The sequence below is a fragment of the Bradyrhizobium sp. i1.15.2 genome (assembly GCF_040548425.1).
Lineage (GTDB): Bacteria > Pseudomonadota > Alphaproteobacteria > Rhizobiales > Xanthobacteraceae > Bradyrhizobium > Bradyrhizobium canariense.
Map to the genome: position 1 here is coordinate 781925 of NZ_JBEPRQ010000001.1, position 21290 is coordinate 803214.

Here is a 21290-nt window from a genome sequence, read left to right on the forward strand (position 1 = left end):
GGCGCCGGCCGCTTCCGCTCTCCCCAAGCACGACGGAGTGTGGCAGCATGTCAGCCGTGCACATTCCGGGACATGCATGACCAGCAAGCGACTTTGTTTCGAGCCGGGTCACAAGCCCAAATGCCTCGTCATCGTCGACGACACTGCCGAGTGGGACCGTGCGGTCTATTACGCCAGCCGCTGGGCGATCCGCGCCGGCGGCGGTGTGGTGATGCTCCGCATCATCGAGCCCGAACAGCAGAGCCAGGAATGGCTGGGGGTCGCCGACATCATGCGCGCCGAAGCGCAGGAGGCGGCGGAAGCCGCGCTCGACCGTGCCGCCGGCCGCGCCAACGGCATCGCCGCGATCACCCCGGAACGGGTGATCCGGGAAGGCGCCGCCATGGAACAGCTGCTGGCGGTGATCGACGAGGATCCCGACATCGCCATGCTGGTGCTCGCCGCGAACCCGGGCGCGGAGGGCCCGGGGCCATTGGTCTCGCTGCTCGCGCACGCGCTCGGCACGTTCCCGGTGCCGGTGACGGTCATTTCCGGCGCGCTGAGCGACCAGAGCGTGGATTCGCTGTCTTAGGCTGTTGCTCTTCACCTCGCCTCGTTGGTCTGCGGAGGGAGAAGCGGGCACCCTAACCCGCTGATATAACAGGTGAACGGCCAGCTTACCCCTTGACCGTGCGTTCGCCGTCGCCATCTGCTAGTGGATAGAGCACGCGCCGGCCTTGAACCGGCGACGTCTGGAGAAAACCATGTTCATTCAAACCGAAGCCACTCCCAATCCCGCCACGCTGAAGTTCATTCCCGGCCGCGTCGTGGTCGACGGCGGACCGATGGAATTTGACAACCGCGAATCGGCCGCACGCTCGCCGCTCGCCGAAAAGCTGTTCGAGGTCCCCGGTGTGACCGGAGTGTTCTACGGATCGGACTTCATCACCGTGACCAAGGCGAACGGTGAATGGCAACAGCTCAAGCCCGCGATCCTCGGCGCCATCATGGAGCACTATATGTCCGGCGCGCCGCTGCTCGCCGACGGTGCCGCCGCGAGCGATTCCGATCTCGACGACGAGGACGAATTCTTCGACGAGGCCGATGCCGAGACAGTCGACATGATCAAGGATCTGATCGAGACCCGCGTGCGGCCGGCGGTCGCCAATGACGGCGGCGACATCACTTTCCGCGGCTTCAAGGACGGTATTGTCTATCTCAACATGAAGGGCTCCTGCGCCGGCTGCCCGTCATCGACCGCGACGCTCCAGCACGGCATCCAGAACCTGCTCAAGCACTTCGTCCCCGACGTGGTCGAAGTCCGACCGATGTAGGCTGGTCCGCAAAGGCGTGGATGGCCGGGACAAGCCCGGCCATGATGGCGAGCATCCCATGACAGATGGTGCTACGATCGTTCCATGCTGATCCTCGCCATCGATACCGCGCTGGAAGCGTGCGCGGTTGCCGTTCTCGACACCGATTCCGGCCAGCTCCTCGCACAGGAGCAGCTTCTGATGAAGCGCGGCCACGCCGAAGCGCTGATGCCGATGATCGCGCGCGTGATGCAGTCAGCCAATCTCGCCTTCACCGCGCTCGACCGCATCGCGGTCACCATGGGCCCCGGAAGTTTCACCGGCCTGCGCGTCGGCATTTCGGCGGCCCGCGGCCTTGCGCTCGCTGCGAAGCGGCCCGCCGTCGGCCTGACCACCTTGTCGGCCTATGCCGCCGCCGTCGTCGGCCAGAGCGGAGCGGCGCCGGTGATCTCGGCGATCGACGCGCGGCACGACCACGTCTATTTCCAGATCGTGGCCGGTGACGGCAGTCAGCTGGTGCGGCCGGGCGTCGCTCCCATCGACGAAGCGATCGCGGCGTCGCAATTCGGCGCACCGCATCTGGTCGGCAATGCCGCAAACATCCTCGCCGAGCGCTGGCCGAAAGATATGCCGCAGCCGGTCGCGGTGGACGCGCAGCCCGCGCCCGACATCGGCTGGGTGGCATGGCTTGGCGCCGCGGCCGATCCCGCAACAAATCCGGCGCGGCCGTTCTATCTGCGGGCGCCCGACGCAAAGCCGCCCGCACAACTGCCGCTTGCAGCACAAGCCGCAAGCTCATGATGAAATGGTTCTCGGAATGGTGGCGCGGCGGGACGCCCGTCGTCGAGCCGGCTGTCGCGCGCGACGTTGCACGGCTCGCGCAGCTCCACGGCGCCTCCTTCGCGCGCGGTTGGGGCGAAGGCGAGTTCGAGAGCATGCTCAGCGAGCGCAACACGCTGGTGCACCGGTTGCGCCTCGGCCGCAACACCGTGGGCTTCGCGGTGTCGCGGATCGGCGCGGACGAAGCGGAGATCCTCTCGATCGCGGTCGACCAGGCCCATCGCGGCCGCGGCCTCTCTCGCACACTGCTGATGACCCATCTCGGCCACCTGGCAGGACGCGGCGTCCGTACAATATTTCTCGAAGTCGAAGAAAACAACCAGCCGGCGCGGCGGCTCTACGACCGAACCGGATTCATGGTGGTCGGACGCCGCGAACGCTACTATAAGCAGCCGAACGGGGAACAATTGAACGCACTTCTGATGCGACGTGACTTGTCGTAACATTGATGGCAGAAAGCGCCCCGTCAGGCGGACATTACATGACTGGTCTTAAACCTTCCCCCGCTTCCAAGGCGTCCGGCATCGAGGCGCGCTGTGCCGCCACCGGCATGCGCATGACCGAGCAGCGCCGTGTCATCGCCCGCGTGCTCGCGGAGGCGGTCGATCATCCCGACGTCGAGGAACTGTACCGCCGCTGTGTCGCAGTCGACGACAAGATCTCGATCTCGACCGTGTATCGGACCGTCAAGCTGTTCGAGGATGCAGGCATCATCGAGCGCCATGATTTCCGCGAAGGCCGCGCGCGCTACGAGCAGATGCGCGACAGCCATCATGACCACCTCATCAACCTGCGCGACGGCAAGGTGATCGAGTTCACCTCCGAGGAGATCGAGAAGCTCCAGGCGGAGATCGCCCGCAAGCTCGGTTACAAGCTGGTCGATCATCGGCTCGAACTCTATTGCGTCCCGCTCGACGACGACAAACCCACAAGTTAAGTGGCGATCGATCTCGTCATCTTCGATTGCGACGGCGTGCTCGTGGACAGCGAGGTGATCTCCTGTCGCGCGCATGCGGATGTGCTGTCCCGGCACGGCTATCCGATCACATCGGAGCAGGTGCTGGTCCGCTTCCTCGGCGTATCCGAGAAAGATGCGCGGCGAATGGTCGAACAGGAGATCGGCCGCAATCTTCCCGACGATCTCGAGAGCCAGGTGAATGCGGCGACGCTGCAATTCTATGCCAGCGATTTGCAGCCGATCACCCATGTGGCGGCAGCGATTGGTGCAATCGATCTGCCCAAATGCGTTGCGTCGAGCGGCACGCCGGAGAAGATCCACCACGGCCTGACCTGCGCCGGTCTCTACGATCTGCTCGCTCCGAACATCTTTTCCGCGAGCCAGGTCGCGCGCGGCAAGCCCGCGCCCGATCTTTTTCTGTTCGCCGCCGCGCAGATGAAAGTCGCGCCGGAGCGGTGCCTCGTGATCGAGGACAGCGTCCCCGGGGTGACCGGCGCGCATGCCGCCGGGATGACCGTGCTGGGCTTTCACGGTGGCAGCCATTGCCCGCCAGGCCACGCCGAAAGACTACGGAGCGCGGGGGCCGGATTGACGTTCGACGATATGCGGCAATTGCCGGAGCTGGTCCGGCGGGTCGCTGCGGACACTCTGGCGGGCTGAATCCCTCCTCTCGGCGTCATTCCGGGGCGATGCGCCAGCATCGAACTCGGAATCTCGTGCCAAAACCTCTGGATTCCGGGTTCGCGACTGCGCCGCGCCCCGGAATGCGACCAAAAAGACCCCAATCGCTGGATTTCCGCAGCCCCAGCCTATATCTGAGGGCGGTCCTCCCACCTCATTTCCGGGTTCCATGACGCCGCCGCGCAAGCTGCACATCAAATCATATGGCTGCCAGATGAACGTCTACGATGCCCAGCGCATGGTGGACACGCTGGCCCCGGAAGGATTCGTGGAGACGGCCAGCGCTGACGACGCCGACCTCGTCATCCTCAATACCTGCCATATCCGCGAGAAGGCCTCGGAAAAGGTCTATTCGGAGCTCGGCCGCCTGCGCGTCGCCAAGGACGCCGCCGCGCGCGATGGGCGCACCATGCAGATAGCGGTCGCGGGCTGCGTGGCACAGGCCGAAGGCGAGGAGATCGTGCGCCGTGCGCCCGCGGTCGACGTCGTGGTGGGACCGCAGAGCTATCATCATTTGCCGCAGCTGCTGAAGCGCGCCGGCAATGAAGGCCGCGCCATCGAGACCGAATTCCCTGCGGAGGACAAGTTCGGCTTCCTCGCGCAGCCCAAGCCCGGCGCGATCCGCGCCCGCGGCATTTCCGCTTTCGTCACGGTGCAGGAAGGCTGCGACAAGTTCTGCACCTTCTGCGTCGTGCCTTACACGCGTGGCTCGGAAGTCTCGCGGCCGGTGGCAAAGATCGTCGATGACGTAAAGCGGCTCACTGAGAACGGCGTGCGCGAGCTCACGCTGATCGGGCAGAACGTCAACGCCTATCATGGCGAGGGGCCGGACGGAAAAAGCTGGCCGCTCGGCAGGCTGCTGGAGCACCTCGCGGCGCTTCCGGGCGTCGCGCGGCTACGCTATTCAACCAGCCATCCCCGCGATGTAGATGACAGTCTGATTGCAGCCCATCGCGATCTCGATGCCTTGATGCCGTTCGTGCACCTGCCGGTGCAGTCGGGCTCGGACCGGATTTTGGCCGCCATGAACCGGAAACATACCGCCGATGATTATCTTGATGTCATCGACCGTTTCCGGTCCGCACGCCAAGACATTGCTTTCTCATCAGATTTCATCGTCGGCTTCCCGGGCGAGAGCGAGCAAGATTTTCTCGCGACCCTCGCGCTTGTCACGCAAATCGGCTACGCTGCTGCGTATTCGTTCAAATACTCCGCCCGGCCGGGAACGCCGGCCGCGGACATGCAGGAGACGGTGTCCCCCTCCGAGATGGACCAGCGATTGGAGCGGCTCCAGGAACTGATCGACAGCCAGCAATCGGCCTTCAACAAGGCTGCGATTGGCTCAACGGTCGATGTCCTGTTCGAGCGTCCGGCCCGCAAGGATGGCCAGATCGTCGGCCGCACCGCATTCCTCCAGCCCGCCCATGTGATGGCCTCGCCCGACATCATCGGACAAATCCTGCCGGTCCGGATCGACAGCCTCGAACGCTACAGCTTCCTCGGTGAGCTCGCCATGGCGCACGAGCCCGCTTTATCGCCCATCGCCACTGGAGCCTGAACCCTTGCCCAAAAGCGCATCGGATTCGTCTTCTTCCATCGCTCCCAGCCGCAAATTTGACCGCGACATGCAGGTTCCGCCCGAGACCCAGGTCGTCATCGACTTCGACGACAACCGCGCCGCATCCGCGTTGGTCGGCCCTTACGGCCAGCATCTGGCACAGATCGAACGGCGGCTCGGTGTCGTCGTCGATTCCAAGGGCAATCACATCACCATCGGCGGCTCGCGTGACGGCTGCGATGCCGCGCGCCGCGTGCTGGAGACGCTCTACGCCCAGGCCATGAAGGGACAGGACCTCGACCAGGGCGAGGTCGAGGGCGCGATCCGTGCCGTGATCGCGCAGGGCTCGCTGTTCGAGTTCGACGCCAAGTCAGCCAAATCCACCTTCGACAGCATCAATTTGCGCAAGCGCCCGGTGCGCGCGCGCACGGCGGCGCAGGATTCCTACATCCGCGCGCTGAAGCGCCACGAGCTGGTGTTCGGCATCGGCCCCGCCGGCACCGGCAAGACCTGGCTCGCGGTCGCGCATGCCGCGCAACTGTTCGAGCGCAAGGAAGTCGACAAGATCATCCTGTCCCGCCCGGCGGTGGAAGCCGGCGAGCGGCTCGGCTTTTTGCCCGGCGATCTCCGCGAGAAGGTCGATCCTTATCTTCGCCCGATCTACGACGCGCTCTATGACCTGATGGACGCGCGCATCGTCGAGCGCGCGCTGCAGACCGGCGAGATCGAGATCGCGCCGCTCGCCTTCATGCGCGGCCGCACGCTGACCAACGCGGCCATCATCCTGGACGAGGCGCAGAACACCACGTCGATGCAGATGAAGATGTTTTTGACCCGCCTCGGCGAGAATAGCCGCATGATCGTGACAGGCGATCCCTCGCAGATCGACTTGCCGAACGGCCAGACCTCGGGCCTCGCCGAAGCGACGCGCCTGCTGAGCGGCGTCGAAGGCATTGCGCAAGTTCATTTCAAGGCCGAAGACGTGATCCGCCACGAGCTCGTGGCGCGGATCGTCTCCGCCTACGAAGGGGCGCCGCAGCGGCCGGCCGCCGGTAAATCCTGACGAGGCAGCAACCGGACCATATGGGCGCGGACACGGCGCCCCTTCGTTCGGAACAAGGACAATGTCACACCCCAATCTTCCCATCACCGAGGTCCTCGTCGTCGCCGATTGCTGGCAGCGGGAGCCCGAATCCGAAGCCGTGATCCAGCGCGCCGTGGCGGCCGCCGCCGAGAATGTCGACGAAGACGTTGCGGAGGCGGAAGTGGCGGTGATGCTGACCGATGATGCCGGCATCCGCACGCTGAACAGCAACTGGCGCGGCATCGACAAGCCGACCAACGTGCTGTCGTTTCCCGCGCTGCAGCCGGAAGGCGAATGGAAACCGGGCGATGCGCCGCGCATGCTCGGCGACATCGCGATCGCCTACGAGACCATGCGGCGTGAGGCGGACGAGGAACAAAAGCCGTTCGATCATCATTTGAGCCATCTCGCCGTGCACGGTTTCCTGCATCTGGTCGGCTACGACCACGAAAACGAAGACGACGCCGAGGAAATGGAAGCGCTCGAACGAGAGATCCTGGCTCATCTCGGCATTCCCGATCCCTATGCCGACCGCCCAGGGACGCATTGAGATGCCGGATTCGGACCCGATTCACGACAATCCGCGCAACACGGCCAATTTACCGGTCGTGGTGACCTCAGGCGAGGTGATGCGCCCGACCGCGGAAGGCTGGCTGCTGCGTGCCATTCGCAGCCTGTTCGGCTGGAAGGCGGGTTCGGTACGCGACGACCTCCAGGTCGTGCTCGACGCCACGACGCCCGACGACACCGGCTTCTCGACGGTCGAGCGCACCATGCTGCGCAACATCCTCGGCCTGCACGAGCGTCGCATCGCCGATGTCATGGTGCATCGCGCCGACATCATCGCGGTGAAGCGCGACATCCCGCTCGGCGAGTTGATGGACCGCTTCGAGAGCGCCGGCCATTCGCGCCTTGTGGTCTACAACGAGACGCTCGACGATCCCGTCGGCATCGTCCATATCCGCGATCTGCTTGCCTTCATGACCGCGCGTGCGCGCGTGTCGGGGGTCACGAAAACCAAGCGCAAGAAACCGCTGCCGGCCGGGCTCGATCTGCGTACGGTCGATCTCGCGCTGCCGCTCGAGGAAGCGCGCATCATCCGCAAGCTGCTCTACGTGCCGCCGTCGATGCGGGCGATCGACCTGCTCGCGCAGATGCAGGCCACTCGCATCCATCTGGCGCTGGTGGTCGACGAATATGGCGGCAGCGACGGGCTGGTCTCACTCGAGGACATCGTCGAGCAGATCGTCGGCGAGATCGACGACGAGCATGACAGCGACGAGCCGCCCTCGATCGTGCGGCTGCCCGACAACGCCTTCATCGCGGATGCCCGCGCCAGCCTCGACGACGTCCGCACCGTGATCGGCGAAGATTTCGTCACCGGCGAGGCCGGCGAGGAAGTGGAGACGCTGGGCGGCTATCTCGTCAGTTTCGTCGGGCGCCTGCCGGTGCGCGGCGAGGTGATCTCGGGCCCCGGCCATTACGAGATCGAGGTGCTCGATGCCGATCCGCGCCGGGTCAAGCGACTGCGGATCTCGACGCGGAAGGAGCGTCCCGCACCGCGCACCCAGCGCGAGAGCCGGCGCCGCGAGGCCGCGCCGGATGGCAGCCAGCCGGCGGCCAGCGACACCCCCACCCCGCCGCCAAGCGACGGGACCGGTCCGCAGTGAGCCCTTTCCAGCGATTTCGCCAGATCGCGCTTGCCATCATCCTGACCTGGGGATGGAAGCGCGCGCTCGTCGCGATGGCTGCCGGCGCGCTCTCGGTGCTGGCGCTGGCACCGTTCAACGCCTTCCCGGTGCTTTTCATCACCTTTCCGGTGCTGGTCTGGCTGATCGACGGCGCCGGCGCGGGACGATATCGCGGCGTCCCCGCCGCAGCGCTGACCGGCTACTGGTTCGGACTCGGCTATTTCGTGCCCGGCCTCTACTGGATCGGCTACGCCTTCTTCGTCGACGCTGATGTCTTCGCCTGGCTGACGCCGTTCGCCGTGCTGGGCCTGCCGGCCTATCTGTCCATCTTCACAGCAATGGGCTTTGCGCTCGCCCGCCTGCTCTGGACCAAGAACGCGACGCGCGTGCTTGCGCTCGCGGCAAGCCTCACCATCACCGAATGGCTGCGCGGTCATGCGCTGACCGGCTTTCCCTGGAACGCGTTCGGCTATGCGCTGTCCGAGCCGCTGCCGCTGGCACAAACGGCGTCGCTGATCGGCCTGTGGGGCATGACGTTCCTGACGGTTGCGATCTTCGCGAGCCCCGCGGCGCTGATCGACCGCACGCCCGATCGCCGCCTGGCGTGGCGCGCACCGGCCGCGGCCCTGGCGCTCCTGCTTGTCATGGGTATCTTCGGCGCGATCCGCCTGTCGCTGCATCCGACCACGATGGTCGCCGGCACCAAGTTGCGCCTGATGCAGCCGGATCTCCAGCAGGACGCGAAATTCAACTACGCCGCCAAGGCGGAGGTGATGAAGAAATATCTGGCCTTGTCGGACCGCGCCTCCGGACCGCGATCGACCGGCGTGCGTGATGCCACCATCCTGATCTGGCCGGAATCCGCCTTTCCGTTCTTCCTCACTCGCGAAGCCGATGCGATGGCGCAAATCGCGGAGCTTCTGCCCAAGGGCACGGTGCTGATCACGGGCTCGGTCCGCGCGCCCGACCTGCCGCGGGGCACGCCGATCACCCGCGCCTATAATTCGATCTATGTGATCGATCACGACGGCAGCGTGCTCTCTATGTACGACAAGCTGCATTTGGTGCCGTTCGGCGAGTTTCTTCCCTACCAGGGTCTGATGGAGAAGCTCGGTTTCGAGCAACTCACGCGTGTGCGCGGCGGCTTCATTCCCGGCACCGTGCGGCATGCGCTGGCGGTCCCCGGCGCGCCCTCCGCGCTGCCGCTGATCTGCTACGAAGCAATCTTTCCCGGCGAGGTGGCTGGACGCAATGAGCGTCCGGGCTGGATCGTGAACCTCACCAATGACGGCTGGTTCGGAATCTCGACCGGCCCCTACCAACACCTCGAACAGGCGCGGATGCGCGCGATCGAGCTCGGATTGCCGCTGGTTCGCTCCGCCAATACCGGCGTTTCCGCAGTGATCGATCCGGTGGGACGCATCGTCGCCAGCCTCGGTCTCGGGATCGAAGGCGTTCTGGATGCAAATCTGCCCGCCGCGATCCCGCCGACCATCTATGCGCGCGTGGGCGATGTCCCCGCGGCCATGCTCGTCGCGCTCGCCGTGTTTCTGGCGGTCCGCCGACGTGTTGCCAAGCGGCGCCCCTGATCACGCAGCCGCGGCCGATAACTTTTGACAACCGTAGTCCCACGGTTGACAGACTGCACGCGGCCTCCTCATTCTGCACCGGCTGCAAAAGACAGTGGGCATTGCTAAATTTCTCCGCAATGTTTTCCAATAACAGGGTCTGATTTTGACGTTGCTTACACCTGAGGCATTCCTGATTGCGCCGAAGGTGATGTTTGGAGGGCTGAGGAAATGTCGAAAGCGCCCAACCCTGTTGACAAATATGTCGGCAGTCGCGTGCGGATGCGCCGCATCATGTTGGGCATGAGCCAGGAAAAGCTCGGTGAAGCTTTGGGCCTGACTTTCCAACAAGTGCAGAAATACGAGAAGGGCACAAACCGGGTCGGCGCGAGCCGCATCCAGCAAATTGCCGAAATTCTCCAGGTGCCGGTGTCCTTCCTGTTCGAGGGCGGTCCGAGCGGCGTGGCGGGGCCGGACGGCTTCGCGGAAGGCGCATCGCCGTCTTACGTCTCGGATTTCCTCGCAACTTCCGAAGGACTCGCTTTGACCAAAGCGTTCACCCGAATCACGGATTCGAAGATGCGCCGCTCGATCGTCGATCTCGTCGAGCAGATCGCTGCCCGCGAAGGCCCCGACAAGCGCTGACGCGCCCTCTCAATCCGATTTGAGACTGCGTCAAATCTGGCCTATGTCGTCATTTGCGGCCGCGCTTTGATGCGCGTCCTCCTCGATGATGCGATTCAAAGGCACAGATGCGCTCATGGTCAGCTCCAATTGGTTCGATTCCCAAACTATTCTCGATGGCATCCGCCGCTGGGTGGAGGTCGAGACGCCAACGGACGCACCTGAACAGGTCAACAAGCTGGTCTCGATGGTCGCGGAGCAATACCGCGATCTCCCTGTTACGCTCGAGCGCATCGCCGGCGTCGACGGCTGCGGCGATCATCTCGTGGCGCGCTCGACCTGGGGCCAGGACCGGCCCAGCATCCTGGTGCTGAGCCACCTCGATACCGTTCATCCCATGGGATTCATCGAGCGCCTGCCGTTCAAGGTCGAAGGCGACAGCGCGTTCGGTCCCGGCATCTACGACATGAAGGGCGGCGCCTACATCGCCCATCACGCCTTTCGCGCGCTTTGTGCCACGGCCGATCGCCCGCCGCTCGGCATCACCCATCTGTTCACCTCCGACGAGGAGATCGGCAGCCCCACCTCTCGCGCACTCATCGAGACCGAAGGGCGCAAGGCGAAATACGTGCTGGTGACGGAGCCGGCCCGCGACGGTGGCAAGATCGTCACCGGCCGCAAGGGCGTCGGGCGATTCGAAGTGTTCATCAAGGGCGTGCCCGCGCATGCCGGCACGCGGCCCCAGGATGGCCGCAGCGCGATCCGCGAGCTCGCCAATGTCATCCTGGCGCTGGAAGCGATGAACGATCTGGCGCGCGGCGTCACCGTCAATGTCGGGGTGGTGCGCGGCGGCACGCGGCCCAACGTGACGCCGGAAGAAGCCCATGCCGAAATCGATCTGCGCGTGCCGAGCTTCAAGGACGCGGATGAATTCGTCGGCAAGATCCTCGCCCTGACATCGAAGACGGATGGCGTCACCGTCAAGGTCACGGGCGGGCTCAATCGTCCGCCCTACGAGAAGAGCAATGCAGGCGCCTCGCTGTACGAACATGCAAAGACCGTTGCCACGGAGATCGGTTTCGAGCTGCTCGACGTTCACACCGGCGGCGGCTCGGACGGTAATTTCACCGCCGCCCACACCGCGACGCTCGACGGGCTCGGCGTCGACGGCAAGGGCGCGCACACCCATTACGAGCAGCTCTATGTCTCGTCGCTCGAACCGCGCGCGCGGCTGCTCCATCGCCTGTACCAGACGCTACGATGAGTGAGCGCAAATCAGATCCCGATCGCGAGGACAGCGAGCGCGCCTTCTTCGGACGCCGCAAGGGCCACAAGCTCAGGCAGCACCAAGCCGAGCTGATCGATCATCTGCTGCCGCGCCTTGCGCTCGCCATCGACCGCGAAGCACCGGCGGATGCCCGCGAGCTCTTCGGCCCCGCCGTCGACGATTTGCGGCTTGAGATCGGCTTCGGCGGCGGCGAGCATCTTGCGGCAGAAGCGCAAAACTTCGCCACAACCGGCTTCATCGGCTGCGAGCCTTACGTCAACGGCATGGCGAAGATCCTCGCGCAGATCGAGGCCGCCGAGATCGGCAACATCCGCCTGTTCGCAGGCGATGCCGCCGAGCTCCTGGCCTGGCTGCCGAAGGCTTCGCTGTCGCGGATCGACCTGATCCATCCCGATCCCTGGCCGAAACGGCGGCACTGGAAGCGGCGCTTCGTGCAGGACTGGACCATCGCCGCGATGGCGCGCGTGCTGAAAGCCGGCGGCGAATTTCGTTTCGTCTGCGACATCGACGATTATTGCGCCTGGACGCTGTCGCATCTGTCGCGTTCGCAGGACTTTGTCTGGCTCGCGGAGCGCGCCGATGATTTTCGCCTGCCGTGGGACGGATACACGATGACGCGCTACGGCCGAAAGGCCACGCGCGAAGGCCGCAAGGCGGCGTATCTGCGATTCAGGCGGGTCTAGATCGTCTGCCGGTTGCGCCAGAAATTCACGACGCGCTCTGCGGTCGTCGGCATCAGCCGAGTAAAGTTCGCGCGCGCCTGCTCAAGGTCGGCATCGGCTGGCGTGCGATTCGGGCCGTACCACATCAGGATCAGCTCCCGCACCGTCGGCCAGCTGACATTCAGCACACGTGCCAGAACCAGAATTGGATCGTAGCGGTCACCCGTGATCAGGCGGTCGAGGACAGAGAGGCGGACGCCGGACATCGCCGAGAGCGACGCGATCGCCTCCTCGTATTTGTGGGCCTTCGCGAAGCCAAACAGCGCGCTCTCGCCAAGATGGCCCCCGCGATGCAAGGCCAGAATCGTACGTTGCGCTCCCGAGAAATCGCGACGCGGGCCCGGCGGCAGCGTGGCTTCCTCGATGGCCGCCATGGCGCGCTTGATCTCGACCTGGCGCACGGGATTGACCACGCTCGAGAGGCGACGGCGGATGACGTCGAGCGTACCGTCAAGAAGCTGTTTCAGGTTCTCGCCCGAAAGATCGCTACGCTGGCCGATCCTGAGGGTCAGCACGCCATCCTGCGCGGCACGCTTGATCAACTCGGAATAGCTGCCAGGCGAGAACTCCGCGCCGGAATTGCCGGCGGCGCGGCGCACCACGTCGCGATCGCCGCGCTCGACCAGCACGTCGGTGATGACAGCCGACAGCGTGGGGCGCTCGCTCATCGCCAGCAGATGGCCCTGGCCCTTCAGTCGCGCGATCTCGACGAGAGCATCGTCGTCGAGCACGGGGGAATGGCGCAGCACGGGACCCGCCACCGCGATTTCGTTTTCGCGCGCGAGCTGACTCACGAGATGCCGGGGCGCGTTGCTCAGGCGTGAGAAGCGTTCGGCGAGATCGACGCGCGAGGCAAGCTCGGCATGCGGGACGAGATCGATCAGCAGATTGTCGAAGAGATCGATGACATCGGGACGGAGGTTCTCGGCGTCCTGAAAGAACAATTGGGAGATGGCGTGCGCGATCTCGCCGCGACGCCGCGGGTCGCCGCGTTTGACGATATCGTCCAGTCCGGGAATGAGCGACGTGGCAACGGTCATGAAAACGCAAACTCGTACGGGGCACGCCGCGGGTGCGCCCTTGGTCCAAGCCGCCCCACAATCGGGGAATTTAGGCCTCGGAGGTGAAGGAAGCGTTGCGCGGGGCCGCAGGCAGGGCGCAAAAAGCCCAGCCTGCCCTGCATGGGCCTTGTCCGGGAAGACGGAAAGGGCTATATCAGCGCCAATTCATCTTCTCATACGATCCGCGTAGTGAGAGTGGGCCCGAAAGGACCCGCTCTTTTTTATTACCTGAACGCGGCTTGGTGAAAGATGTGCGGCCCGGCGATCTGTCGGGAGAGTTCCGAAGCGAGCTTTGAGATCTTAAACCAAGCCTTAACCATATCGAGCGCCTTGACCTCTGCCATGACCGAACCGAACCCTGGTTCCACGGATGCCGAATTGCTGGCCGAGCCGAGGCTCGTAGTCGAGCCGGGCGTGGCGGCACGGGTGTCCGCGGTCGCCGGACCGGTGCTCGAAGGCATGGGCTACCGCTTGGTGCGGATCCGCATTTCCGGGGAATCCGGCTGCACCGTGCAGGTTATGGCCGAGCGGCCGGACGGCTCCATGCAGATCGAGGATTGCGAGGCGATCTCGCGGGCGCTGTCGCCCGTGCTCGACGTCGCCGATCCCGTCGATCGCGCCTATCGGCTGGAAATCTCCTCACCGGGGATCGACCGCCCGCTGGTGCGCCGCTCCGATTTCGAGCGTTATGTCGGCCATCTGGTGAAGGTCGAGATGGCGGTCGCCCATGAGGGCCGAAAGCGGTTCCGCGGCACGATCGGCCCCGTCGAAGGCGACCGCGTGCATCTGCATCGCGACGACGTCAAGGCGGGCGAGACTGCCGACGTTCTCCTGACGATGGAAGACATCGCCGAGGCCCGGCTGGTGCTGACCGACGAGCTGATTGCGGAATCCATGCGCCGCGGCAAGGCCCAGGCACGCGAGATGCGCCGCAATCTCGGCCTCGAGCCGCCGGCGGCGCCGCACGCCAGCATCAGCGAAAAAACGACCAAGAACACCAAACCGACCAAGAAGCCGGCGCCGGCCGCGACGAAAAAGCCGGCTCCGACCAATACCAAGAAACATCGCCTGGCCGCCGAACGCGCGCGGCGGGGCGAGATCGATCCTGACGAAGGAGACTAGCCATGGCAGTCAGCGCCAATCGACTTGAATTGCTTCAGATCGCCGACGCCGTTGCGCGCGAGAAATCGATCGACCGCGGCATCGTCATCGCGGCGATGGAGGATGCCATCGCCAAGGCGGCGCGGGCCCGTTACGGCAGCGAGACCGACGTTCACGCCGAGATCGACCCGAAGAAGGGCGAGCTCCGGCTGTCGCGCCACATGCTGGTGGTCGAGACGGTCGAAAACCATTCCAACCAAATCTCGCTGGTGGATGCGCAGCGCGCCAATCCCGGTGCCCAGGTCGGCGACACCATCGCCGACACCCTGCCTCCGCTGGAATATGGCCGCATCGCCGCGCAGTCCGCCAAGCAGGTGATCGTGCAAAAGGTGCGCGAAGCCGAGCGCGACCGGCAATATATGGAATTCAAGGACCGCATCGGCGACATCGTCAACGGCGTCGTCAAGCGCGTCGAATACGGCAGCGTCATCGTCGATCTCGGCCGCGGCGAGGCCATCATCCGCCGCGACGAGATGCTGCCGCGCGAAGTGTTCCGCAACGGCGACCGCGTCCGCGCCTACATCTTCGACGTCCGCCGCGAGACCCGCGGGCCGCAGATCTTCCTCTCCCGCACCCATCCGCAGTTCATGGCCAAACTGTTCGCGCAGGAAGTGCCCGAGATCTATGACGGCATCGTCGAGATCAAGGCGGTTGCCCGCGATCCAGGCTCGCGCGCGAAAATCGGCGTGATTTCCCGTGATTCCTCGGTCGATCCGGTCGGCGCCTGCGTCGGTATGCGCGGTTCGCGCGTGCAGGCGGTGGTGAACGAATTGCAGGGCGAGAAGATCGACATCATCCCCTGGTCGCCCGACATCGCGACCTTCGTGGTCAACGCGCTGGCGCCGGCCGAAGTCTCCAAGGTCGTCATCGACGAAGACCGCGAGCGCATCGAGGTCGTCGTGCCCGACACCAACAACCAGCTCTCGCTGGCGATCGGCCGCCGCGGCCAGAATGTGCGTCTGGCCTCGCAGCTCACCGGCTGGGACATCGACATCCTGACCGAGCAGGAGGAATCGGAGCGCCGCCAGGCCGATTTCGAGAACTCCACCCGCGTCTTCATGGAATCTCTCAATGTCGACGAAGTGGTCGGCCAATTGCTGGCGTCGGAAGGCTTCACGTCGGTCGAGGAACTCGCGATGGTGGACGTCAAGGAACTCGCCGGCATCGAAGGTTTCGACGAGGAGACCGCGCAGGAGCTCCAGAACCGCGCCCGTGAATATCTCGAACAGCTGGAAGCCGAGCTCGAGGCCAGGCGCAAGGAGCTCGGGGTCGAGGACGCCGTCAAGGACGTGCCCGGCGTCACCTCGAAGATGCTGGTGAAGTTCGGCGAGAACGACATCAAGACGGTCGACGATCTCGCCGGCTGCGCCACGGACGATCTGGTCGGCTGGACCGAGCGCAAGGAAGGCGGCGAACAGACCAAATATCCGGGCGCGCTCGATGGCCTCGATATCTCGCGTGACGATGCTGAAGCGATGATCATGCAGGCCCGCGTCAAGGCCGGCTGGATCACCGAGGCCGATCTCGCCAAGCCCGCTGAAGAGGCCGAGGCGACCGAAGATCAGCCGGCTTAGGGCGAAGGAGGATGTCACCCGGATGCTCGCCGATACTGACCCCGAACTCGACCATGGACCGCGGACCGAAAGGTCCGCGACCATGCGGATGTGTGCGGTCAGCCGCGAGGTCCGGCCGATCGACGAGCTGATCCGCTTCGTCGTCTCGCCCCAAGGGCACATAGTTCCCGATCTCAAGCGCAAGCTGCCCGGACGCGGCATGTGGGTCACCGCCTCGCGCGAGGTGGTTGCGGAAGCCGTTCGGCGTCACCATTTTACCAAAGCCTTCAAGCGCGAGCTGCGCATCCCTCAGACGCTTCCCGCCGAGATCGAGGCGCTCCTGGTCCGGAGCGTGGTCGAAGCCCTTGGGATTGCGGCCAAAGCGCGCCAGATCGTCGCCGGTTTCGGCAAGGTCGAAAGCGCGCTTCGGGAAGGTACGGTCGAGGTCCTGATCCATGCCAGCGACGGGGCCGCGGACGGAATCCGCAAATTGGACATGCTGGCGCGTCAAAATGAGGGAAATCGCGGCGCCAAGCCGCCGATTCCCGTCGTCACCGCACTAAAATCGACAGAATTGGATTTGGCACTTACCCGGTCAAATGTGATACATGCTGCCCTGCTCGCGGGCCCGGCGAGCAAGTCATTCCTGTCACGTAGCCAGATGCTGGTCCGATACCGGATGGCGGACGCTGACAGGACTGCCGAAAAGCCCGGCCAGGATTTCTGAGAGACAACGACCACCCGATAGCACGGTGCGGCAACGCACAAGACAACAAGATCAGGATTAGGACTGCTTAATGGTTGATACCAAGACCCCTGGCGACAAGAAGCTGAGCGTTCCGAGCAAGACGCTATCGCTCAAGCCGCGCGTCGAAACGGGCACCGTGCGCCAGAGCTTCAGTCATGGCCGTAGCAAGCAGGTCGTGGTCGAGAAGCGTGGCAAGCGCCGTGTCGACGGCAGCCCCGAGCCGCAGGTGGCCGAGGTGGCGAAGCCCGCGCCGGCCGCCGCCGCGCCCAAGCCTGCTCCGGCCCGCCCCGCGCCGCCGCGCAACGCCGGCTCCGGTGTGGTGCTGCGTACGCTGACCGAGGACGAACGTTCCGCCCGCGCCAGCGCGCTGGCCGATGCCAAGGTGCGCGAAGTCGAAGAGCGCCGCCATGCCGAGGAAGAGGCCCAGCGCCGCGCGGTCCGCGAAAGCGCCGAGCGTGCCGATCGCGAGGCTGCCGAGGCCCGTCGCAAGGCCGAGGAGGAGCGTCACCGCCACGAAGAGGAAGCCAAGCGGAAGGCCGAAACCGAGGCCAAGAAGCGTTTTGGCGAAGGCGAGCAACCGCAATCCGCGGGCCGCCCTGCAACGGCGACCTCGGCCGCTCCTGCAGCGCGGCCAGGAGCGCCGATGGCGCGGCCCGGTACAACCACCACGGCACGCCCGGGAACAACGACCGCGCGGCCCGGAACGACCACGCAGCGGCCGGGAGGCCCGGTGGGCCGCGCCCCCGCTGTCGCAGCCGGACCGGACGAGGACGAAGGTCCGCGCCAGATCCGTCGCGGCCCCGGCGGCGCTGCGCGGCCTGTGGTCGCTCCCAAGCCCACCCACAAGCCCGGCCCGCAGAAGGAGCGCGGCCGCCTGACGGTCGTCACCGCCTTCAATGCCGACGACGTCCGCGAGCGCTCGATCGCCTCGTTCCGCCGCCGCACCCAGCGCCTGAAGGGCCATGCCGCGAACGAGCCGAAAGAAAAGCTCATCCGCGAGGTGGTCATTCCGGAAGCGATCACCATCCAGGAGCTCGCCAACCGCATGTCGGAGCGCGCGGTGGAAATCATCCGCATGCTGATGAAGCAGGGCGCGATCCACAAGATCACCGACGTGATCGATGCCGACACTGCGCAACTGATCGCCGAGGAGCTTGGTCACACCGTCAAGCGCGTTGCCGCGTCCGACGTTGAAGAAGGCCTGTTCGACGCCATCGACGATTCCACCGACACCGAGCCGCGCTCGCCGGTGGTGACCGTGATGGGTCACGTCGACCACGGCAAGACCTCGCTGCTCGACGCGCTCCGTCATGCCAATGTCGTCTCCGGCGAAGCCGGCGGCATCACCCAGCATATCGGCGCCTATCAGGTGCTGTCGCCCGAAAGCGGCAAGAAGATCACCTTCATCGACACGCCCGGCCACGCCGCGTTCACCGCGATGCGCGCCCGCGGCGCCAAGGTCACCGACATCGTCGTGCTGGTGGTTGCGGCCGACGACGGCGTGATGCCGCAGACGATCGAAGCCATCAACCACGCCAAGGCGGCGCGGGTGCCGATCATTGTTGCGATCAACAAGATCGACAAGCCCGACGCCAAGCCCGAGCGCGTGCGCACCGAGCTGCTCCAGCACGAGGTGCAGGTGGAATCCTTCGGCGGCGAAGTCGTCGACGTCGAAGTGTCGGCGAAGAACAAGACCAATCTCGACAAGCTGCTCGAGATGATCGCGCTCCAGGCCGACATCCTCGACCTCAAGACCAATTCGGATCGTCCGGCCGAAGGCACCGTGATCGAAGCCAAGCTCGATCGTGGCCGCGGTCCGGTCGCGACCGTTCTGGTCCAGCGCGGCACGCTCCGTGTCGGTGACATCATCGTCGCCGGCGCTGAAATGGGCCGCGTCCGCGCGCTGATCTCGGATCAGGGCGAGACGGTGCAGGAGGCAGGTCCGTCGGTGCCGGTCGAGGTGCTCGGCTTCAACGGTCCGCCGGAAGCCGGCGATCGTCTCGCCGTGGTCGAGAACGAAGCCCGCGCCCGCCAGGTCACCAGCTACCGCGCGCACCAGAAGCGCGAGAACGCGGCTGCCTCGATCTCCGGCATGCGCGGCTCGCTCGAGCAGATGATGTCTCAGCTGAAGACGGCGGGCCGCAAGGAATTCCCGCTGATCATCAAGGCCGACGTGCAGGGCTCGCTGGAAGCGATCCTCGGCTCGCTGGAGAAGCTCGGCACCGACGAAGTCGCCGCGCGTATCCTGCATGCCGGTGTCGGCGGCATCTCGGAATCGGACGTGACGCTCGCGGAAGGCTTCAACGCCGCGATCATCGGCTTCTCGGTTCGTGCGAACAAGGAGGCCGCTGCGGCCGCCAAGCGCAACGGCATCGAGATCCGTTACTACAACATCATCTACGACCTCGTGGACGACGTGAAGAAGGCCATGAGCGGCCTGCTCGCGCCGACCCTGCGGGAAACCATGCTCGGCAATGCCGCGATCCTGGAGATCTTCAACATCTCCAAGGTCGGCAAGGTCGCCGGCTGCCGCGTCACCGATGGCACCGTGGAACGTGGCGCCAACGTGCGTCTGATCCGCGACAACGTCGTCGTGCACGAGGGCAAGCTGTCGACGCTGAAGCGCTTCAAGGACGAAGTGAAGGAAGTCCAGTCCGGTCAGGAATGCGGCATGGCCTTCGAGAACTATCACGATATGCGCGCCGGTGACGTCATCGAGTGTTACCGCGTGGAGACGATCCAGCGCTCCCTGTAAGTCCAAATCTTACCGAAGCGCCTGGATCTTTTTTGAACTGAATTGCGGGAGTGCGATGGCCGGATTTTTTCCGGCCATCCACCCCTCTTCGTTTCAGCAAGACAAATGACAATGCCCGTGTCCCAAAAGCGGGCATGACGAGGTGATTTTCAGACCATGCCCCGCCATCATCAGAAAAAGAGTTCCGCGTCCGGCGGCTCGCAACGTCAGTTGCGGGTCGGCGAGCAGGTTCGCCATGCGATAGCCGAGATTCTGGCGCAAGGCAGCGTGCATGATGCTGACCTCGAAGGCCACATCATCACCGTGCCGGAGGTGCGGATGTCGCCCGACCTGAAGCTCGCGACAGTCTACGTGATGCCGCTCGGTGGCCGCGACACCGAGGTCGTCCTCGCTGCGCTCGAGCGCAACAAGAAATTCCTGCGCGGCGAGGTCGCGCGGCGCGTTAACCTGAAATTTGCACCTGACCTTCGCTTCCGCGTCGACGAACGATTCGACGAAGCGGAACGGATCGAGAAGCTTTTGCGAACACCCGCGGTGCAGAAGGACCTGGAACAGGATCCGGATACGGATCGGGAAGAAGAACGATGACGATGGACCCGGCTCACGGCACGATCGGCGGCGAAGAGGCCGATCAGCTCGACGTGCAGAAAAATAATTTTGCGGATGTGAGCGGCAATTCTCAGCCGCACCAGGAGCCGCGCCGCGTCAACAACGATCCGCGCGCCAACAAGCAGAAGGGCAACCAGCCGCGCCGCGACCGCCGCGACGTCCACGGCTGGGTCGTGCTCGACAAGCCGATCGGCATGACCTCGACGCAGGCCGTTGCTGTGCTCAAGCGCCTGTTCAACGCTAAACGCGCCGGCCATGCCGGCACGCTCGATCCGCTCGCCTCCGGCGGCCTGCCGATCGCGCTCGGCGAGGCCACCAAGACCGTCCCCTTCGTCATGGACGGCCGCAAGCGCTACCGCTTCACGGTATGCTGGGGCGAGGAGCGCGACACCGACGACATCGAGGGCCGGGCGACCGCAACCTCGGACCAGCGCCCGACCCGGGAGGCCATCGAGGCCCTGCTGCCCCGTTTCACCGGGGTGATCCAGCAGATCCCGCCGCGCTATTCCGCGATCAAGGTCCAGGGCGAGCGCGCCTACGACCTCGCCCGCGACGGCGAGATCGTGGAACTGGCCCCCCGCCCCGTCGAGATTCACCGTTTAAGCCTTGTAGATCAACCGGATAGTGACCGGGCCGTGTTCGAGGCCGAGTGCGGCAAGGGCACCTATGTCCGCGCGCTGGCCCGCGATATGGGCCGGATTCTCGGCACTTACGGCCATATCTGCGCGCTGCGGCGGACCCTGGTCGGCCCATTTGGCGAGAACGACATGATTCCGCTGGATCAGTTGGAGGCTTTGTGCGATAGAGCCGCGTCCGGCGAGGGTAGCCTCGCCGACGCGCTTATGCCCGTTGAGACCGCGCTGGACGACATCCCGGCACTGGCCGTCACTCGGGCTGATGCGGCAAGGCTCCATCGGGGCCAAGCCGTTTTGTTGCGCGGACGGGATGCGCCCACTTGTAGCGGCACAGTCTATGTCACGGTGGCAGGCCGGCTTCTCGCGCTTGCCGAAGTCGGCAATGGCGAAATCATCCCCAAGCGTGTGTTCAACCTGACCGGCCTGACTGCCAGCGCCGATCGCAACGAGAGAAATTGACCG

At 65.0% G+C, this 21290-nt stretch carries 21 protein-coding genes; 20 read left to right on the plus strand and 1 reads right to left on the minus strand.

The window, feature by feature from the left end:
* Positions 1–76 precede the first annotated feature (76 nt).
* The 14 genes from ABIB80_RS03635 to ABIB80_RS03700 all read left to right on the plus strand — a co-directional run bounded on the left by ABIB80_RS03635 (position 77) and on the right by ABIB80_RS03700 (position 12267).
* The gene (locus ABIB80_RS03635; RefSeq protein WP_007598307.1) at positions 77–571 is read left to right on the plus strand and encodes a universal stress protein; all 495 of its coding nucleotides are present in this window, start codon (positions 77–79) and stop codon (positions 569–571) included.
* 172 nt (positions 572–743) lie between these two features.
* Positions 744–1313, plus strand: a complete 570-nt coding sequence (locus tag ABIB80_RS03640; RefSeq protein ID WP_007598309.1) for a NifU family protein — start codon at positions 744–746, stop codon at positions 1311–1313.
* Positions 1314–1397: 84 nt separating this feature from the next.
* A complete protein-coding gene (gene tsaB / locus ABIB80_RS03645) occupies positions 1398–2093 on the plus strand; it encodes a tRNA (adenosine(37)-N6)-threonylcarbamoyltransferase complex dimerization subunit type 1 TsaB (protein WP_007598310.1) in 696 nt (231 codons plus the stop codon).
* Positions 2090–2575: a ribosomal protein S18-alanine N-acetyltransferase gene (gene rimI / locus ABIB80_RS03650; RefSeq protein WP_007598311.1), complete on the plus strand. Its 486-nt coding sequence runs from the start codon at positions 2090–2092 to the stop codon at positions 2573–2575. The genes tsaB and rimI overlap by 4 nt, the downstream gene beginning before the upstream one ends.
* A 38-nt stretch (positions 2576–2613) precedes the next feature.
* A complete protein-coding gene (locus ABIB80_RS03655) occupies positions 2614–3069 on the plus strand; it encodes a Fur family transcriptional regulator (protein ID WP_007598312.1) in 456 nt (151 codons plus the stop codon).
* Positions 3070–3750, plus strand: a complete 681-nt coding sequence (locus ABIB80_RS03660; RefSeq protein WP_007598313.1) for an HAD family hydrolase — start codon at positions 3070–3072, stop codon at positions 3748–3750. It abuts the gene before it with no gap.
* Positions 3751–3940: 190 nt separating this feature from the next.
* The gene (miaB, locus tag ABIB80_RS03665) at positions 3941–5329 is read left to right on the plus strand and encodes a tRNA (N6-isopentenyl adenosine(37)-C2)-methylthiotransferase MiaB (RefSeq protein WP_007598314.1); all 1389 of its coding nucleotides are present in this window, start codon (positions 3941–3943) and stop codon (positions 5327–5329) included.
* Between the two features lie 4 nt (positions 5330–5333).
* Positions 5334–6392 carry a PhoH family protein gene (locus tag ABIB80_RS03670; protein ID WP_007598320.1) on the plus strand — a complete coding sequence of 353 codons (1059 nt, stop codon included), beginning with the start codon at positions 5334–5336 and terminating at the stop codon, positions 6390–6392.
* A gap of 61 nt (positions 6393–6453) precedes the next feature.
* Complete coding sequence (gene ybeY, locus ABIB80_RS03675; protein ID WP_007598322.1) at positions 6454–6963, plus strand: rRNA maturation RNase YbeY; 510 nt, start codon at positions 6454–6456, stop codon at positions 6961–6963.
* A 1-nt stretch (position 6964) separates the two neighbouring features.
* Positions 6965–8083 (plus strand): hemolysin family protein, encoded by a 1119-nt coding sequence (locus tag ABIB80_RS03680; RefSeq protein ID WP_007598324.1) that lies wholly within the window; start codon positions 6965–6967, stop codon positions 8081–8083.
* A complete protein-coding gene (gene lnt, locus ABIB80_RS03685; protein ID WP_007598326.1) occupies positions 8080–9693 on the plus strand; it encodes an apolipoprotein N-acyltransferase in 1614 nt (537 codons plus the stop codon). Before ABIB80_RS03680 ends, lnt begins: the two co-directional genes overlap by 4 nt.
* A 210-nt stretch (positions 9694–9903) precedes the next feature.
* Entirely contained in the window at positions 9904–10317 is a 414-nt protein-coding gene (locus ABIB80_RS03690; protein ID WP_007598327.1) for a helix-turn-helix domain-containing protein, read from the plus strand.
* A gap of 85 nt (positions 10318–10402) precedes the next feature.
* Positions 10403–11560 (plus strand): M20 family metallopeptidase, encoded by a 1158-nt coding sequence (locus tag ABIB80_RS03695; RefSeq protein WP_007598328.1) that lies wholly within the window; start codon positions 10403–10405, stop codon positions 11558–11560.
* Positions 11557–12267 (plus strand): tRNA (guanine(46)-N(7))-methyltransferase TrmB, encoded by a 711-nt coding sequence (locus ABIB80_RS03700; RefSeq protein WP_007598330.1) that lies wholly within the window; start codon positions 11557–11559, stop codon positions 12265–12267. The genes ABIB80_RS03695 and ABIB80_RS03700 overlap by 4 nt, the downstream gene beginning before the upstream one ends.
* On the opposite strand, the gene ABIB80_RS03705 is transcribed toward ABIB80_RS03700, so the two are convergent.
* Entirely contained in the window at positions 12264–13346 is a 1083-nt protein-coding gene (locus tag ABIB80_RS03705; protein ID WP_007598332.1) for a DUF2336 domain-containing protein, read from the minus strand. The genes ABIB80_RS03700 and ABIB80_RS03705 overlap by 4 nt on opposite strands.
* A 363-nt stretch (positions 13347–13709) precedes the next feature.
* Here ABIB80_RS03705 and rimP point away from each other — a divergent pair, with 363 nt between their 5' ends.
* From rimP to truB, 6 genes are all read left to right on the plus strand, one after another.
* Positions 13710–14489, plus strand: coding sequence for a ribosome maturation factor RimP (gene rimP, locus ABIB80_RS03710; RefSeq protein WP_035993842.1), 780 nt, complete (start codon positions 13710–13712; stop codon positions 14487–14489).
* Positions 14490–14491: 2 nt separating this feature from the next.
* Positions 14492–16102, plus strand: coding sequence for a transcription termination factor NusA (nusA, locus tag ABIB80_RS03715; protein ID WP_007598336.1), 1611 nt, complete (start codon positions 14492–14494; stop codon positions 16100–16102).
* Between the two features lie 22 nt (positions 16103–16124).
* Positions 16125–16808 (plus strand): RNA-binding protein, encoded by a 684-nt coding sequence (locus ABIB80_RS03720; protein WP_007598339.1) that lies wholly within the window; start codon positions 16125–16127, stop codon positions 16806–16808.
* A gap of 70 nt (positions 16809–16878) precedes the next feature.
* Entirely contained in the window at positions 16879–19584 is a 2706-nt protein-coding gene (gene infB, locus ABIB80_RS03725; protein WP_007598342.1) for a translation initiation factor IF-2, read from the plus strand.
* Positions 19585–19740: 156 nt separating this feature from the next.
* Positions 19741–20172 carry a 30S ribosome-binding factor RbfA gene (gene rbfA / locus ABIB80_RS03730; RefSeq protein ID WP_007598344.1) on the plus strand — a complete coding sequence of 144 codons (432 nt, stop codon included), beginning with the start codon at positions 19741–19743 and terminating at the stop codon, positions 20170–20172.
* The gene (truB, locus tag ABIB80_RS03735; protein WP_007598345.1) at positions 20169–21287 is read left to right on the plus strand and encodes a tRNA pseudouridine(55) synthase TruB; all 1119 of its coding nucleotides are present in this window, start codon (positions 20169–20171) and stop codon (positions 21285–21287) included. Before rbfA ends, truB begins: the two co-directional genes overlap by 4 nt.
* Positions 21288–21290 lie beyond the last annotated feature (3 nt).